12 protein-coding genes are annotated in these 14,631 nt (G+C 39.6%); 9 read left to right on the plus strand and 3 right to left on the minus strand.

The window, feature by feature from the left end:
* Nucleotides 1–31: 31 nt before the first annotated feature.
* From OK025_RS17885 to OK025_RS17915, 7 genes are all read left to right on the plus strand, one after another.
* Nucleotides 32–835, plus strand: coding sequence for an AraC family transcriptional regulator (locus OK025_RS17885; RefSeq protein ID WP_317665837.1), 804 nt, complete (start codon nucleotides 32–34; stop codon nucleotides 833–835).
* A 118-nt stretch (nucleotides 836–953) separates the two neighbouring features.
* Nucleotides 954–1,520 carry a DUF6624 domain-containing protein gene (locus OK025_RS17890; protein ID WP_317665838.1) on the plus strand — a complete coding sequence of 189 codons (567 nt, stop codon included), beginning with the start codon at nucleotides 954–956 and terminating at the stop codon, nucleotides 1,518–1,520.
* Nucleotides 1,521–1,552: 32 nt separating this feature from the next.
* Nucleotides 1,553–2,140: a helix-turn-helix domain-containing protein gene (locus OK025_RS17895; RefSeq protein WP_313182448.1), complete on the plus strand. Its 588-nt coding sequence runs from the start codon at nucleotides 1,553–1,555 to the stop codon at nucleotides 2,138–2,140.
* A gap of 152 nt (nucleotides 2,141–2,292) precedes the next feature.
* The gene (locus OK025_RS17900) at nucleotides 2,293–2,586 is read left to right on the plus strand and encodes a hypothetical protein (protein WP_317665843.1); all 294 of its coding nucleotides are present in this window, start codon (nucleotides 2,293–2,295) and stop codon (nucleotides 2,584–2,586) included.
* Nucleotides 2,587–2,593: 7 nt separating this feature from the next.
* Nucleotides 2,594–2,824 carry a hypothetical protein gene (locus tag OK025_RS17905; protein WP_046674596.1) on the plus strand — a complete coding sequence of 77 codons (231 nt, stop codon included), beginning with the start codon at nucleotides 2,594–2,596 and terminating at the stop codon, nucleotides 2,822–2,824.
* A gap of 242 nt (nucleotides 2,825–3,066) precedes the next feature.
* Nucleotides 3,067–4,122: an NAD(P)-dependent alcohol dehydrogenase gene (locus tag OK025_RS17910; RefSeq protein WP_317665847.1), complete on the plus strand. Its 1,056-nt coding sequence runs from the start codon at nucleotides 3,067–3,069 to the stop codon at nucleotides 4,120–4,122.
* A 161-nt stretch (nucleotides 4,123–4,283) separates the two neighbouring features.
* Entirely contained in the window at nucleotides 4,284–5,582 is a 1,299-nt protein-coding gene (locus OK025_RS17915; protein WP_317665849.1) for a deoxyribodipyrimidine photo-lyase, read from the plus strand.
* A 76-nt stretch (nucleotides 5,583–5,658) separates the two neighbouring features.
* On the opposite strand, the gene OK025_RS17920 is transcribed toward OK025_RS17915, so the two are convergent.
* Nucleotides 5,659–6,444 carry an alpha/beta fold hydrolase gene (locus tag OK025_RS17920; protein WP_317665850.1) on the minus strand — a complete coding sequence of 262 codons (786 nt, stop codon included), beginning with the start codon at nucleotides 6,442–6,444 and terminating at the stop codon, nucleotides 5,659–5,661.
* Between the two features lie 705 nt (nucleotides 6,445–7,149).
* Nucleotides 7,150–7,911, minus strand: coding sequence for a type I methionyl aminopeptidase (gene map, locus OK025_RS17925; RefSeq protein WP_317665852.1), 762 nt, complete (start codon nucleotides 7,909–7,911; stop codon nucleotides 7,150–7,152).
* 336 nt (nucleotides 7,912–8,247) lie between these two features.
* Between map and OK025_RS17930 the strand changes: the two genes are divergently transcribed.
* Nucleotides 8,248–8,883, plus strand: coding sequence for an NAD(P)H-dependent oxidoreductase (locus OK025_RS17930; RefSeq protein WP_317665853.1), 636 nt, complete (start codon nucleotides 8,248–8,250; stop codon nucleotides 8,881–8,883).
* A gap of 117 nt (nucleotides 8,884–9,000) precedes the next feature.
* Here OK025_RS17930 and OK025_RS17935 read toward each other — a convergent pair whose 3' ends face one another.
* Nucleotides 9,001–11,238, minus strand: coding sequence for a glycosyl hydrolase family 95 catalytic domain-containing protein (locus tag OK025_RS17935; RefSeq protein WP_317665854.1), 2,238 nt, complete (start codon nucleotides 11,236–11,238; stop codon nucleotides 9,001–9,003).
* Between the two features lie 518 nt (nucleotides 11,239–11,756).
* Here OK025_RS17935 and OK025_RS17940 point away from each other — a divergent pair.
* Nucleotides 11,757–14,513: a DUF1553 domain-containing protein gene (locus OK025_RS17940; protein WP_317665855.1), complete on the plus strand. Its 2,757-nt coding sequence runs from the start codon at nucleotides 11,757–11,759 to the stop codon at nucleotides 14,511–14,513.
* The last annotated feature ends 118 nt before the right edge of the window (nucleotides 14,514–14,631 follow it).

The raw sequence follows: 14,631 nt of genomic DNA on the forward strand, positions 1-14,631 counted from the left end.
GTGGGGTTTAATGTAAAAATCCAACATAATTATGTATATTTCTGAAATGAAACGTTATCGTCAGTTTGAACCGGTGCTTATTTCAGGATTTAAGATGCTCGAATGGAACCATCCCGAGCATAATCATAATCATTACGAGTTCATTTTTATTCGGGCGGGTTCAGGACGACATATCGTTAATGGACATTCATTTCCTTACGGGGCAGGAGCAATCTTTCTGCTTGGGCCAGATGATCAGCATTATTTTGAAATCGAACAACTCACACATTTTGTTTATCTTAAATTTACCGACGCCTACCTTGGTCGTGACACTTCGGGTGCTACGCCCGCAATACAACAGCTGGAATATATCATAAAAAGTAGAGAAACCCATCAGATGGGGTTTCAATTAGCGGGAGAAGATAAGCTGGTGATAGAACAGATCTTTGATATACTCCTTTTATTAAAGAAAGATCAAACCGGAAATCAGGAGCTTATTTGGTTGCAATTATTCAGCATTGCACATGTTCTGCAGCGAAATATGCCTGAATTGCGTAGTAGTAGTACCAAAAGCCGCGATCTGCAGGCTATGTTTTGCTATATTCATAAAAATATTTACGATCCCAACTGTCTGCGGATACAAATGATGGCGGAGCACTTTAATATTGCCAACGATTATCTTGGTATTTACTTTAAACGTCAGGCAGGGATTACCTTACGGGACTATATTCAAAACTACCGCAGTACCTTGATACGTCAACGAATAGCAGTAGGAAGAGTTACCTTAAAGGAAATTGCTGCTGAATTTGGGCTGACCGATGTCAGTCACCTGACTAAGATTATACATAAAGCGTAGTCTATTCCCGTCGAAAGAAGTTGTTGAGATTAATAGCTTATGAATATAATGGGTTACCGGCCCAGGCGGAAAGGATTTAGAGAAGTAAAATACGTAGTAAAGATTTTAGAAAATTGAGATGTTATATAGAAATATTGCGGAAGAGATTATCCGATTAGCGCAGGACGACGAATCAATGCGGGAAAAGTTATTACAGAGGGGAGAGCTTCATGGTGGATATCATGCGGAGATGGAAACAATTCACCAACGGAATGCAGAAAGACTACGTGAAATCATTGCCGAAATAGGTTATCCAACTATTTCAAAAGTCGGCGAAGCGGCTAGCAATTCAGCTTGGCTGATTGTTCAGCATGCGATAGGAGAACCTCAGTTTATGCAAGATTGTTATCAGTTGCTTCTTGATAATATTATGGACATCAATCGCGCAAATCTGGCTTATTTGCACGATCGAATTCAGGTTTTCAAAAGTAAGCCGCAACGTTATGGGACACAGTTAAGCAGCAGTGGCAGTATTTATCCCGTGGAAGATAAAGGTGCAATAAACAGCTTGAGGAGCAGTATGAACCTTTTACCCCTTAATCCTATAGAAATGAATAAAATTGAACATGTGGAACGAATTCAATTACTGGATCAGGAGAATGACACCTACAATGAGTGGCGAAAAAAAGTTGGCTGGGTGAATTGATTTTTCGACATTTTTTGTAGATTTGTCGAGTAATGACGGGTCAACAAGAAAATATTAAGGAGGAAATTATCTTATCATCCATGAAAGTGTTTGAAACATATGGATTTGCAAGGGTTTCTATGCAGGATATTTCAAAAGCTTGTGGAAAGGGTCGGAGCACGTTATATTACTATTTTACCAGTAAAATGGATGTCTTTGATGCGATTGCGGAGTACTTATGTCAGCAAGTGTTTGAGGTCGCGCGTAGAACTTATAACAGGGACGCTTCACTGGAAGATAATTTAGTCGGTTTTTTACAAGCAAAACTACGTCAGATTAATTTAATTACGAAACGTTTTCATCTCGCGTTCGAAGATATGAAATCCGATCCAGCCTTGATGGTTTCGAAAACACGTTACATGCTGGACGACGAGATTAAGTTGATTCGTGAAATGATTGAATTAGCCGTTAGGAAAAAAGAAATTCAGGCCTTAGAGGAAAAGGATATCCTGTTTTTATCTGAAATGTTAGTGACAACATCACGTTGCTTTGAGCAGGAAGTTTTACTTTTTGATCGTTTTCCAGATTTTGAAGCTAGGCTTTCCTGGTTGACAAGTATATGTGTTAAGGGATTGCGCTAACAATTCGGCAGTGTAGCCGAAGTAACTATTTTGAACAGTAAGGATGTATATTTATTGTTCTTTTTTTTGAAGCTTATTTCGACAAAAATACAAAATATGTCTATTTTGATTGGTCGATTCTTTTTATACAGACAATAAACAGGATTACAACTATGGTGTTAAATGCGAAAGTAGGAAAGTCGGTGGATAGCTTTGCATCAGAAAGATGCGTTTTGGTTATGGTGGAGACAGAGGAAACAATCCGCCCTGAAATGATGGGGTTGTTGGATCCAGATATTGATTGTTATTTATTAATACACAACGATGTGGAGCGCTTGGATAGCCTAGCTCTTGCGCTGGAAAATGAAAATAAAAAGGTTCGACTAGCCCGAGATTTTGAGGAACTGAAACAGATGCGTTTTTTGAACCACCACTTACAACAAATTGCCGTTAAAATTTTGAAATAATCTAAATATGTATAAAGTTGTTTATTCGCTATCTCGTAAGCTGAAGTGGAAAGCCAGCGAGATTTATCATTTTCTCTATCAAAGTTTCCCGGAGATAAAAAATATTGATTTATTGTTGGATGACCAGCAATTTTTGCTTGTTCTGCGGATTAGTACCCGACTGGAATTTTCTATTCTGAATATATGCCAGAAGCAGGGCTTGGCAATGCAATTTGTACAGGTCGAGGATACTGATTAGGTTTTCCGGTTTACAAAGCTAGCCTATTAGAGATGTTCAGGCATGATGCGATGAGCCGTAAAGAAATATCAATTTGAGCTTTATAGCAAAATCATTCTGAAAGTTACTTTTTACTTTTGATATCGTTCCTTCAAAACATTTTTTACATCCATTGGTTAATTTTATCGTGTGGATGGAATCTGTGTTGTATCGTAGGAATTTTATGCATTTATTTAAAACAGAAAACAACAATTTTATCAAGTATGAGTACATTTTCAATTAGAGCTTTTGGAACAAGCGTACCAACGGCTGATCTAAAACAGATGGATATTGAACGCCGTGAAGTGACGGAGAAAGATGTCGAAATTGATATCTTATTTTGTGGAGTTTGCCATTCGGATTTACATACAGCGCGAAATGAATGGGGCGGAACCGTTTATCCGAATGTACCCGGTCATGAAATTGTGGGGCGAATTACTAAAGTTGGATCCGCTGTAACCAAGTTTAAAGTTGGCGATTTGGCCGGTGTAGGCTGTATGGTCGATAGTTGTCGCGAATGTGAAAGTTGTAAGGAAGGGCTGGAACAATATTGTGAAAATGGAAATATCCAAACATACAACGGACACGATAAGCACCTTAATAAACAGACATTTGGTGGTTATTCTGAACGTGTTGTAGTAGATCAGGATTTTGTGCTGCACATTCCTGAAAATTTGGATCTCGCAGCAACAGCACCTCTATTATGTGCTGGAATTACCACTTATTCACCTTTGAGGCATTGGAATGTGGGACCAGGAAAAAAAGTCGGTATAGTGGGTATCGGTGGCTTGGGACACATGGGAGTCAAAATAGCGAAAGCAATGGGAGCGCAGGTCGTTGTCATTACAACGTCTGCTTCTAAAGTTGATGACGCCAAACGTTTGGGTGCTGACGAAGTGATCTTGTCAACTGATGTAGAACAAATGAAGGAACATGCAGGAACATTACATTTCATTTTGGACTGTGTTTCGGCACAACATGACATCAATGCCTATTTAAGTTTATTGAAACGAGATGGTTCCTTGACTCTTGTTGGCGCTCCGGAACATCCACTTCCTGTGGCTCCTTTTAGTCTGATTCCAACACGTAAGAGTTTTTCAGGTTCTATGATCGGAGGGATAGCCGAAACACAGGAGATGCTTGATTTTTGTGGCAAACACAATATTATCTCCGATATAGAGCTGATTAAAATGCAGGATATCAATCATGCTTATGATAGACTATTGAAAAGCGATGTTAAATACAGGTTTGTTATTGACATGGCGAGTTTGAAAAACTAACGCAATAAAATTATTCAATGCTGAACCATCAAGGGGAATTTCGAGTACCTTTGATGGTTCAGTTTGTTTATATAGGTATTTTACACCTAGATTATCGAGCTAACGTTTTGCCCTTTAAAATTGTTAACATGGGGTAGTGAATTCAACTATTAGTCGTTTTTATGGAAAAAGATAAAATTATTGTGTTTTGGTTTCGTCGGGATCTACGTCTGAATGATAATGCTGGGCTTACTCGCGCCTTAGCTTCGGGCTATCCTGTATTACCTATATTCATATTTGACGAGGATATTCTAATGCAATTGGAGGATAAAAAAGATCGACGTCTTCATTACATCCATCAGGCTTTAATCCGTATCAATACCATACTCGGAGAAAGCGGTGCAACTTTGAATACGTTCTACGGTAAACCTATTACTATCTTCAGGGAGCTGATTGAAAAATTTGATGTGCAGGGAATCTATTGTAATCGGGATTATGAACCGAAAGCAATTCGACGGGACAAAGAGATTTTCGAGCTTTGTACAGCTATGGGAATTCCTTTCAAAGCTGTGAAAGATCAGGTTATTTTCGATAAAGGAGATATTTTAAAGAACGATGGAACACCCTATACGGTTTATACGCCGTATGCAAAAAAATGGCGGGAGAAATTACGTCCTGAGGACCATCTTTCCTATACCTACACAACGGGATTTTTCTTTCAGCAAAACCATCAGCATATTATTTCTTTGGCGGATTTGGGGTTTCTGGAGACTGACCTTATTTTTGAAGAACCAGAGCTGAATGCGACGATTATTGACCATTATGATACCACCCGCGATTATCCGGCATTAATGGGCACAACCAAATTGGGGATCGCACTTCGCTTTGGAACAATCAGTGTTCGTCGATGTGTTAGTTTTGCTTTAAAACACAATGCGACCTGGTTGTCTGAATTGATCTGGCGTGAATTTTTTATGCAGATACTCTACCATTATCCGCATGTTGTTACGGAGTCTTTTAGAAAGCAATACGATGACATACAATGGCGCAATGACGAGGTAGAATTCCAGCAATGGTGCAATGGAGACACTGGATATCCTTTGGTAGATGCGGGTATGCGCCAATTGAATAGTTCGGGTTATATGCACAATCGCGTACGAATGGTCGTAGCCAGTTTTCTTTGTAAGCACCTTTTGATCGACTGGAGATGGGGAGAGGCCTACTTTGCACAAAAGCTAAATGATTATGATCTGTCGGCCAACAATGGTAACTGGCAGTGGGCCGCTGGTAGTGGTTGTGACGCAGCCCCGTACTTTAGGGTTTTTAATCCGACGCTTCAGGCTGAGAAGTTCGATAAAAATCAGGAATATATAAAACAATGGGTTCCTGAATTAGACACTTCAGACTATTGTGAGCCTATTGTTGACCATCAGTTTGCCCGTGATCGTGCGATAAAGACCTACGCAAATGCGTTGAAATAATAGTATTGAATGTCTACTCCTAACGAAAGGTGGTAAGAACCAATAGATAGGAGTGGACATTCCATGTAGCTAATTTTTATTGATCTAAAAACTCGGCAACAAATGCGTCAAATGCCTGTGGATTTTCGGCTTGAACCCAGTGACCGGCATTGGGAATTGTCTTAAACACGGCATTTGGAAATTGTTCCCTGATCTTAATTTTATCCTCAGGTAATATATATCTTGATTTCTCTCCAGGTAGAAATAATGTGGGACCGTTGAATATTCCTGATTTTACCCCGACAGTGATGAACTCCGTATATTTATTTTTTAAAACATCCAGATTAAAGCGCCAATCTAATTTCCGATCTTCTCTGATATATACATTTTTTAATAAAAATTGGATCACTCCCGGATCACTCAAATAGTGTTCAATCTTTACTTGTACATCTTTCCTGTTTTCCAGTGTTGTGATATCTACAGCAGATAGCGCATCGAAGATATCCTCGTGATGTGGAGGATAAGCTTTAGGGGCTATATCAGCGATGATCAGTTTTTCAATTTTTCCGGGATGATCAATAGCAAATTGCATCGCTACTTTTCCGCCCAAAGAATGGCCCAATAGGAGTACTTTATCTGCTCCAATGGATGTTATATAGGCCAGCAGATCTTCTACCATAACTTCCACCGACATATCTTCACTATGGAAACTTCGTCCGTGATTACGAAGATCGAGTAAATGTACCTGTCTTTTCTCTCCGAAACTGCGACCAAAGGATCCCCAGTTGTCTGCCATACCAAAAAGCCCATGCAGGACAATTAATGGAGTGCCACCGTTTTCTGCGCCATATATTTTGCTGTGTTGTAATTCTTTCAATGTCATGCTATCTATTATTGCAATTTTAACCTCACTGTGACGTATATATGTAGCGAAGTTAGCTTTTGTTGGTGATTTTTTGATCGAAATTATGTAAAACATTTATATAAATCCCACTTATTCCCATCTTGTCGCTCTTATCAAAATGGTAGCATTTGGTGATTTATTGGTAGTTCATCGCCGTCCTTAATTTTGTGTAAACTTAATTCATAAAATAGATGAGCAATCCCAATGTTTATTAAGACAACTAAGCAAGAAGTAAGGGATGGATGACACATGTTTGGATAGTAAAAGTCTTTCCAATGTTTGGTGTCTCTCAAAATAGTTATCAAAACAGTTAACAGAGAATAGATGAGTTGGAGAGCATGTTAAGAAAGAAGCCGAATTTTGAAAATGGGAATAAAATTTTTGGTAAAAGTGATTTTCATCACTTTTTTGTTGGGAAGAATAAGCTACTTTTACTGCTGTAGCCATTTATCCAGTAAGATTAGTCTTTGGTATTGGTAAAAATTATTAGCCATAAAAATATATTATTTGGGGGTTTTCTCGTTATGAGAGGCCCCTTAATTTTTTTTACAACCTCTAGTTCCGAGATGAAGGGACTATACACTCCACCGCAAGCTTGAAGTCTTGTTTTGAAGAAAATAGGTCTTTTCGATAGCTTTCAATAACTTGTTCGAAAAGACCTATAGGTGCCTTCTTAATTACTGCTTAGTAAATTGCATTCTGCGCCGTTAATATAACAGGAGCGCCATCAGTAACGAGAATTGTATGTTCATGTTGTGCCATGAATCCACCTTTGTCTCCAACCATTGTCCAGCCATCGTTGAGTTCGGTCGCGTATGTGGAGGTCGTTGAAATAAAGGTTTCAATAGCAACAACGGTATTTTTTCGAAATCTCCGTTGGTCGAAGCGATTTTTATAGTTAAGCAATTCATCGGGTTCCTCGTGCAGACTTTTTCCTACACCATGTCCGCCAAGGTTCTTGATGACTTTATAACCTCTTTTTTTCGCTTCAGTTTCTATGAGATGCCCAATATCGGCTATTTTCACACCACCACGAATAGTATTGATTGCCTTTTGAAGAATTTCTTTTGATGCTTTTACCAATTTTTCGTGTTGAAATATGTCCTTTCCTATGACAAAGGAACAACCATTATCGGCCCAATATCCATCCAGTTCGGCAGATACATCGATATTGATCAAATCACCTTCTTGCAATAGTCTTTCCGCAGTAGGTATTCCGTGGCAAAACTCGTTGTTTATACTGATACAGGTGTAACCTGGGAAACCATAGGTAAGAGCAGGAGCAGAATTTGCACCCATGCTTTTTAATATTTCGGCTCCGTATTCGTCAAGCTCTTTCGTGGACATACCCACTTGAGCATGTGCTATCATAGCTTTTAAGGTGATGGCAACGGCATCGCTCGCTTTTTGTATGCCTGTTAGCTCTGTTTCATTCGTTATAGACATCGCTGATGTTTTTATTGTGGAGCAGGTGAGCTCTGTTTTTTATTTAGTTATTTATAACCACCCGAAACAAATGATTGAAGGTCATTTTGTTTTAATCGGATATAAACCAGTACAAAGGTCTTAATAAATTTGAATAAAATAGACATTTGCTTGTGATTAGAAGTAAATATACTTTGTTTGGGCGTTAAAAGTCTAGTAACAAATGTTGAAAGCCATTGTGTTTTTGTCCTAGTTTTTATTGTTTTAGTCTTTTATTTTAATGTTTAGACATTTATTTTTTTATGTATCTTTACATAACTTTATGATGTTGCTATTGATCATTTAAATTAGAATAAAATGGCTTTATTAGATACCCTAGAATGGCGTTATGCCACAAAAAAATACGACCCTACAAAAAAGGTCGCTCAGGAAGATTTGGATAAGATTTTGGAGGCAGCACGTATGGCTCCGAGCTCGTCTGGACTTCAACAGTTCCGTGTGATTGTGATTACGAATCAGGAATTAAAAGAAAAAATTGTACCTGTGGCTTGGGGCCAACAAATTGTTGCTGATAGCTCACATTTATTGGTTTTCGCAGGATGGGATAGCTATACGGACGAACGTATTGATAGTACCTTCGACAAGATGAATGCCTTGAGAGGTTTACCTTTAGACACCACTGACGAGTATAAAAATAGATTGAAAGCACAGTTATCAAGCCTATCCGTTGAGCAACAAGCAGCCCATGCGGCTAAACAAGCCTATATTGCTTTTGGTTTGGCAATCGCTCAGGCAGCTGAATTAGGCGTTGATGCAACCCCTATGGAGGGTTTTTCAAATGCCGAATTGGATGAACTTCTTGGTTTAGATAAACTGGGATTGAAGAGTGCAGTTATGCTTCCTTTAGGCTATCGGATGGAAGAACAAGATTGGTTGCTGAAGCTGAAAAAATTTAGACTTCCGAAAGAGGAATTTTTGATTGAGCTCGCATAAATTGCAGAACTGATTAGTCCTGAAAAATCGATACAGGTTTTCAGTGAAAAAAAAGCGTTTCAACACTTGGTTGAAACGCTTTTTTTGTCGACAGTCCGACTTAGACAGGTTCCGTCTTTAGACACTACATAAGTTTACTGTTTGCCCCTTTTTTAGTTTCACATATTGTATGCTGTTAGCTTTCTGTAAGGTCTTTTTCGTGCTGACATGCATGAGCGTTTTGGGTTCAAAAATTCGAAAGGTACCCTCTTCGGTCGCAGTTATTTTCAGCGTAACGATTTTATCTCCTTTTTTTTCAGCGCTTACGATAAATCCGCCCATCGTCCTTAAATTTTTGAAAGATGCTGTTGTCCATTCAGCAGGTAAGGCTGGAAAGATTTCTACATAGTTATTCTTGCTCTGAATGAGCAATTCGTGTATTCCCTGTGCAAACGCAAAGTTACCTTCCAACGTAAATGGTCGATACGTAAAGTCTGAATATTGCCCACCTTTCTGGTCACCGTTCAGATGAAAGGAATTGGTAGAACAAAAGTTCTGTGCAAATTTTTGAAGATTGCTAACGGCTTCCTTTCCTTGTTTAGCCCGCGCGTGCAAACAAGCCATCCATGCAAAGGAATAACCGACCCACGCCCGTGTACCCAGCTTTTCAATATGATCTAGGGAACTTTCGATGAGCTCTTTTTCCTGCGGATTATTGATGTCTAATAAATCCAATGGATAAATTGCCATATAGGGAGACATATGACGATGGGAATGTTTCATTGGAAGATTTGCAGCAACTTGTAGTCCGGTTTCATCCGTCGCATAATGAGGTAGTTGGGTCTTACATTTTAACCAAGCCTGCGCTTCTTGCGGTTTTCCCATCGCTGTGCTCACCTCAGTAGCAGCCTGGAAAAGAAAATGCGCTAAGCTAAGGTCGAAATTGGTCCAATTGTCAAACCATGCTGACACACTATTATCGTTGTATTCGGGACTGCTGCTCAAAGGCAGGTAACGGAGTCCATTTTTTAATGTGGTTATATTCTTAAGGTAAGTCGCAGACGCAACGATATAGGGATAGGCTTGTTCTCTTAGAAAGGTTTTATCCATACTATATTTCCATTGCCAATAAAAATGTTGGGCCGCCCATGCACCAATCGTTGGAGAAAGAGAATACTGAATCCAACCACCCATAGGGTCTCCATTTAAAGTAAGGACACCGGGTACATTCAGCCCATCGACACCGAAATATTGCTTTGTAAAGTCACTATTCTTTTTACGGATCTTCCAGAGCCAATCTGTATAGCTTTTGGCTTCGGCCAATCTATTCCCCGAATAGGCTGGCCAATAGCTCAATTGGGTGTTAAGGTCATTGTGAAAGTCTCCTTTCCAAGGAGGGAGGCCACCATTATCTGCCGTCCAGACGGCCTGAAGCGTAATTGCTGGAGCACCCTCTCTTGCGACAGCACCTAGCTTGTACATATCAAGATAATATTGCTTTTCAAGATTTTTTTCAGGAATAGTTATACTTGATTTGGACCAATAGTTTGACCACCAGTGCAAATGGCTTGCTTTTTCTTCGGTGTATTTTTTGAGGGAAAGTTCAGAAGGGTTTGCCCTTTGATCGTTGACGATTGTCCAATATCCAATCAGTTTTTTAGCTGATATTTTTTCCCATCTCAATACAACTTCAAAAAAATGATTGTCATAAGTTTTTTGGTGCAGCACTTCGTAATTGCTGGTTCTGGTTATATTTCCTTGCTGATATCCTAATCTTGCTAAATCTTGACCTTCAACAACGCTTTTGTTTTCATCTTTGTTTGCACTATTTTCATATTGATGGGGAATTAATTGAGGGACAAGTTCACTCACGTTGTTTCCTGTAATTTCAAAATAGCCAAAGGGTTTATAGGCGTGTATGAAGGTTCTTAATATCCGACCATCTTTGAATTTAAGAATATTGGTGGCCTGTTCCAGGTCAAGTACGTTCGAAACGACAGGGCCAAATTTCGCTAAGTCAAAGAACAGCGACGCTGCTGGAAGCTTGGTGGGATAGGGGGATCTATCGTAAGGAGCGTCTCCCCACTCCTGTACAATACCATAGCTGTTGTTTTTTATTTGTTGTTGGACCCAATTGAAATTGTGGTTTTCTATTGCAAAGGCCTTTCTTTCATCCCATAGATCTGCGCGATCAAGTGAAAATCGAATCGTATTATCTTTTTTCCAAATCAATGCACCCAATTGACCATTTCCCAACGGAATGGCTTCATCCCACCGCGAAGCCAACTGATCGAAATGGAGGTTGTTGTCCGGTGTCGGTTGACCGAAAGAGAGCACTGTGAACGAACAGAAGAGTATTAAATAAAGATATTTCATAATTTAAAAGGTTTGCTTGTAAATTTAAAACTCTGGAAGGGGAGATACTGACACTATTGTTACTTTTTTGCATACTATTTTATCTATGCGATGGCCTTGAACCTGTTAAAACCAATTTAAAAGCAGTTTTAACGGTGATTGTATGCAGTGCTGAAAACTAAATAAGTTAATTCGTATCGAAATTGTTATACTTTATGATTCGAAGGAATATGTTGCAAAAATGATGTTGTATTGTCTGCAGTTTAACCAAAGAAAGTACGTTATGCTGTCTTAAATCAACCTTTTGAATAGGTGGCTCAATAGTCGACAGCAAATCTGGCAAGGGCAAGGGGTAATATTGTTTATGTTTCTGTTAATCTAGTTTTAGTATAATCCAATGTTGTTCTCTAATTTTATCCTACTCGAAACGAGCACATTTATGGAATAGTTTCGACTCCACTTAACGAAGAAAACAATCATTATTCATTTCGTTTAGTGCATAAACCTAAAATAATAAAGAATAAAGATATCCCAAGGCTATGAAAAAAAAGATTTTGGTGCTAATATTATTGGCGCTTGTGCTTATTGGCACAAGCATTTTGACTTTTGGAAAAAAAGAGCCAGTTGATTTTAGCGCTGATGTTAAACCGATTTTGAATAAACATTGTATCACATGCCATGGTGGGGTTAAGAAAAATGGTGGCTTAAGTTTTCTTTTTGAAAATGAGGCATTCGCCAAAGCTGAGTCGGGCAAATCAGCAATTATTCGTGGCGATGGGGAACACAGTGAACTGGTAAAGAGACTGATTTCCGATGATCCTGAATTGCGTATGCCTTACAATGCCCCTAAACTGAATGACGATGAAATTGATATACTCAAAAGATGGATCGATGAAGGAGCTAAGTGGGGAGAGCATTGGGCCTATACAACACCTAAGGAAGCGGAGGTTCCTAAACCTTTTTCGTTGCTCAGTATATTTGGTGTAAAGCCCAAAGGGGTGAACAATACGATTGATTTTTTTGTTTTGGATAAGATGAAGGAGAAGAAATTGTCCTTTGCAGATGAAGCCGATAAAGCATTGTTGCTCCGAAGAGTGTATTTGGATCTAATTGGTATCCCACCCTCGTTGGCAGAGGTTCAAGCCTTTGAAGCAGACCAGCGTGATGATGCTTATAGCCGGCGGGTAGATAGTCTGCTGGCTTCTCAGAAATATGGCGAAAAGTGGGCGACTTGGTGGTTGGATATGGCGCGATATGCCGATACGAAGGGCTACGAAAAGGATGGCTCGCGCACGATATGGACTTATCGGGATTGGGTCATCAAGGCCTTAAACCAGGATATGCCTTATGATGAATTTACGATAGAACAGCTTGCCGGGGATTTGCTCCCGGAACCAACCAAGGATCAACTTATTGCAACCGCCTTCCATCGCAATACCATGAATAATGATGAAGGCGGGACCGATAGCGAGGAATTTCGGATGGCTGCGGTTTTGGATCGTTTAAATACAACTTATCAGGTATGGTTGAGTACGACCTTTGAATGCGTGCAATGTCATAGTCACACCTATGATCCGTTTAAATTTGAAGAGTATTATAAATCGTTAGCTTTTTTTAACAACACCAGAGATGAAGATACTCAAGGTGATCATCCTAAACTGCGTTTTTACACCGCACAGGATGAAAAACGAATTGACAGTATAAAGAGGTGGTTGTCGACGACAGGAAATGCAAGCTTGGTAAAATCAACAGATCTATTCCTTCACACCCTTGAGCCCAAAGTCCATGCGCATTACAGCGACCAAATAGTAGATGGTGCGCTTTATGATACGAAATGGTTGGGGGTGCGAACTGGAGGATCGGCTCGATTAAGGGCAATAAACCTGGATAATAAACAGCAATTCTTCATGAATTTCTGGACAGGTGCAGTAGGTGGAAAATTGGAAATTCACTTGGATAAACCTAGCGGACCAATACTTGCCGTTATTGATTTACCGAGTACGAATGGAAGACAGGTTATTCAGTCTCCCATAAGTGCGACTCGTGGTGTACATGACTTATATCTGGTTTTCAAGAATCCATCTGTCGCTCATGGACAGCCGATCTGCATGATTGAATGGTTTGCATTTCGCGAGAACTTTCCACATGAAAAGTCACTGGATAATATGAATTTTCAAAAGACTTTTCTCCAGTTGGTCAACATGCAACCTGAGGGAGTACCAATCATGATTGAAAATCCCAAAGACATGCATCGTAAGACAAATGTATTTATACGTGGTAACCGCCTGTCGCTAGGTGCGGAAGTGCAGCCTACAGTTCCGGCATCATTGAATAGTTTCCCTAAGGGGGCTCAACGCAATCGTTTGGGTTTTGCGCAGTGGATTGTCAGTAAGGAAAACCCATTGACAGCGCGAACTTTAGTTAATCGCGTATGGGCTCAACTATTTGGTCGGGGACTAGTTGAACCATTGGGAGATATGGGCACACAGAGTATTCCGCCGATTCATCGAGAATTACTAGATTATCTTGCCCTAGATCTGATGAATACCAAAAAGTGGAGTATTAAAAAATTGATCCGCGAGATGGTATTATCCGGAACTTATAAGCAGTCCTCTAGCCTGAACAATTCCAATTTTGAAAAGGATCCACAGAATTATTATTTGGCAAGGGGACCTCGCTTTAGGTTATCTGCCGAACAGATTCGTGATCAGGCATTAGCCGTGAGTGGATTGCTCAGCAATAAAATGTATGGACCAAGTGTAATGCCATACCAACCGGATGGGGTATGGATGACTGTATACAGCGGTGAGTCCTGGGTGAAAAGTGCTGGAGAAGATCAATACCGAAGGGGCATCTATACGTTTTTAAAGCGTACGAGTCCTTATCCTTCCTTTGTTTCTTTCGATGCTTCTAGTCGGGAGGTTTGTTTGGTCGACCGAATCCGTACCAATACACCGCTACAAGCGCTCGCCACATTAAACGATCCTGTTTATCTCGAAGCAGCTAAACATCTGGGGGCTATTATGGAAAAGGAGGGAAATGGAAACCTTAGAAATAGTATTCGTGTCGGTTATAAACGTGCAATGTTGAAGGATGCCGATGAAAAGAAACTCAAAGAGCTGGAACATCTTTATCAAAAAGCGTTGATTGATTTCAGCAAAAAGCCTGATTCAGCAGCCAAATTTTTGAATGAAGATTTAGCAATAAGCAATGTAAAGGTCCTGCCTTCAAAAGCTGCCTACATGCTTGTTGCCAATGCAGTGTTGAATCTGGACGAGTTTTTAACGAAATCATAAATAATGAAATAATAAATATGGACTGAAACTTCTGGATAAGGGCTTTTCGTATGAAAACGAAGTCTCTTTTTAAGAAGGATAAGGCCTATGAAATAATAAGAATATAAACCGAAATGAG

Origin of the sequence: Sphingobacterium sp. UGAL515B_05 (assembly GCF_033097525.1) — a bacterium.
GTDB lineage: Bacteria > Bacteroidota > Bacteroidia > Sphingobacteriales > Sphingobacteriaceae > Sphingobacterium.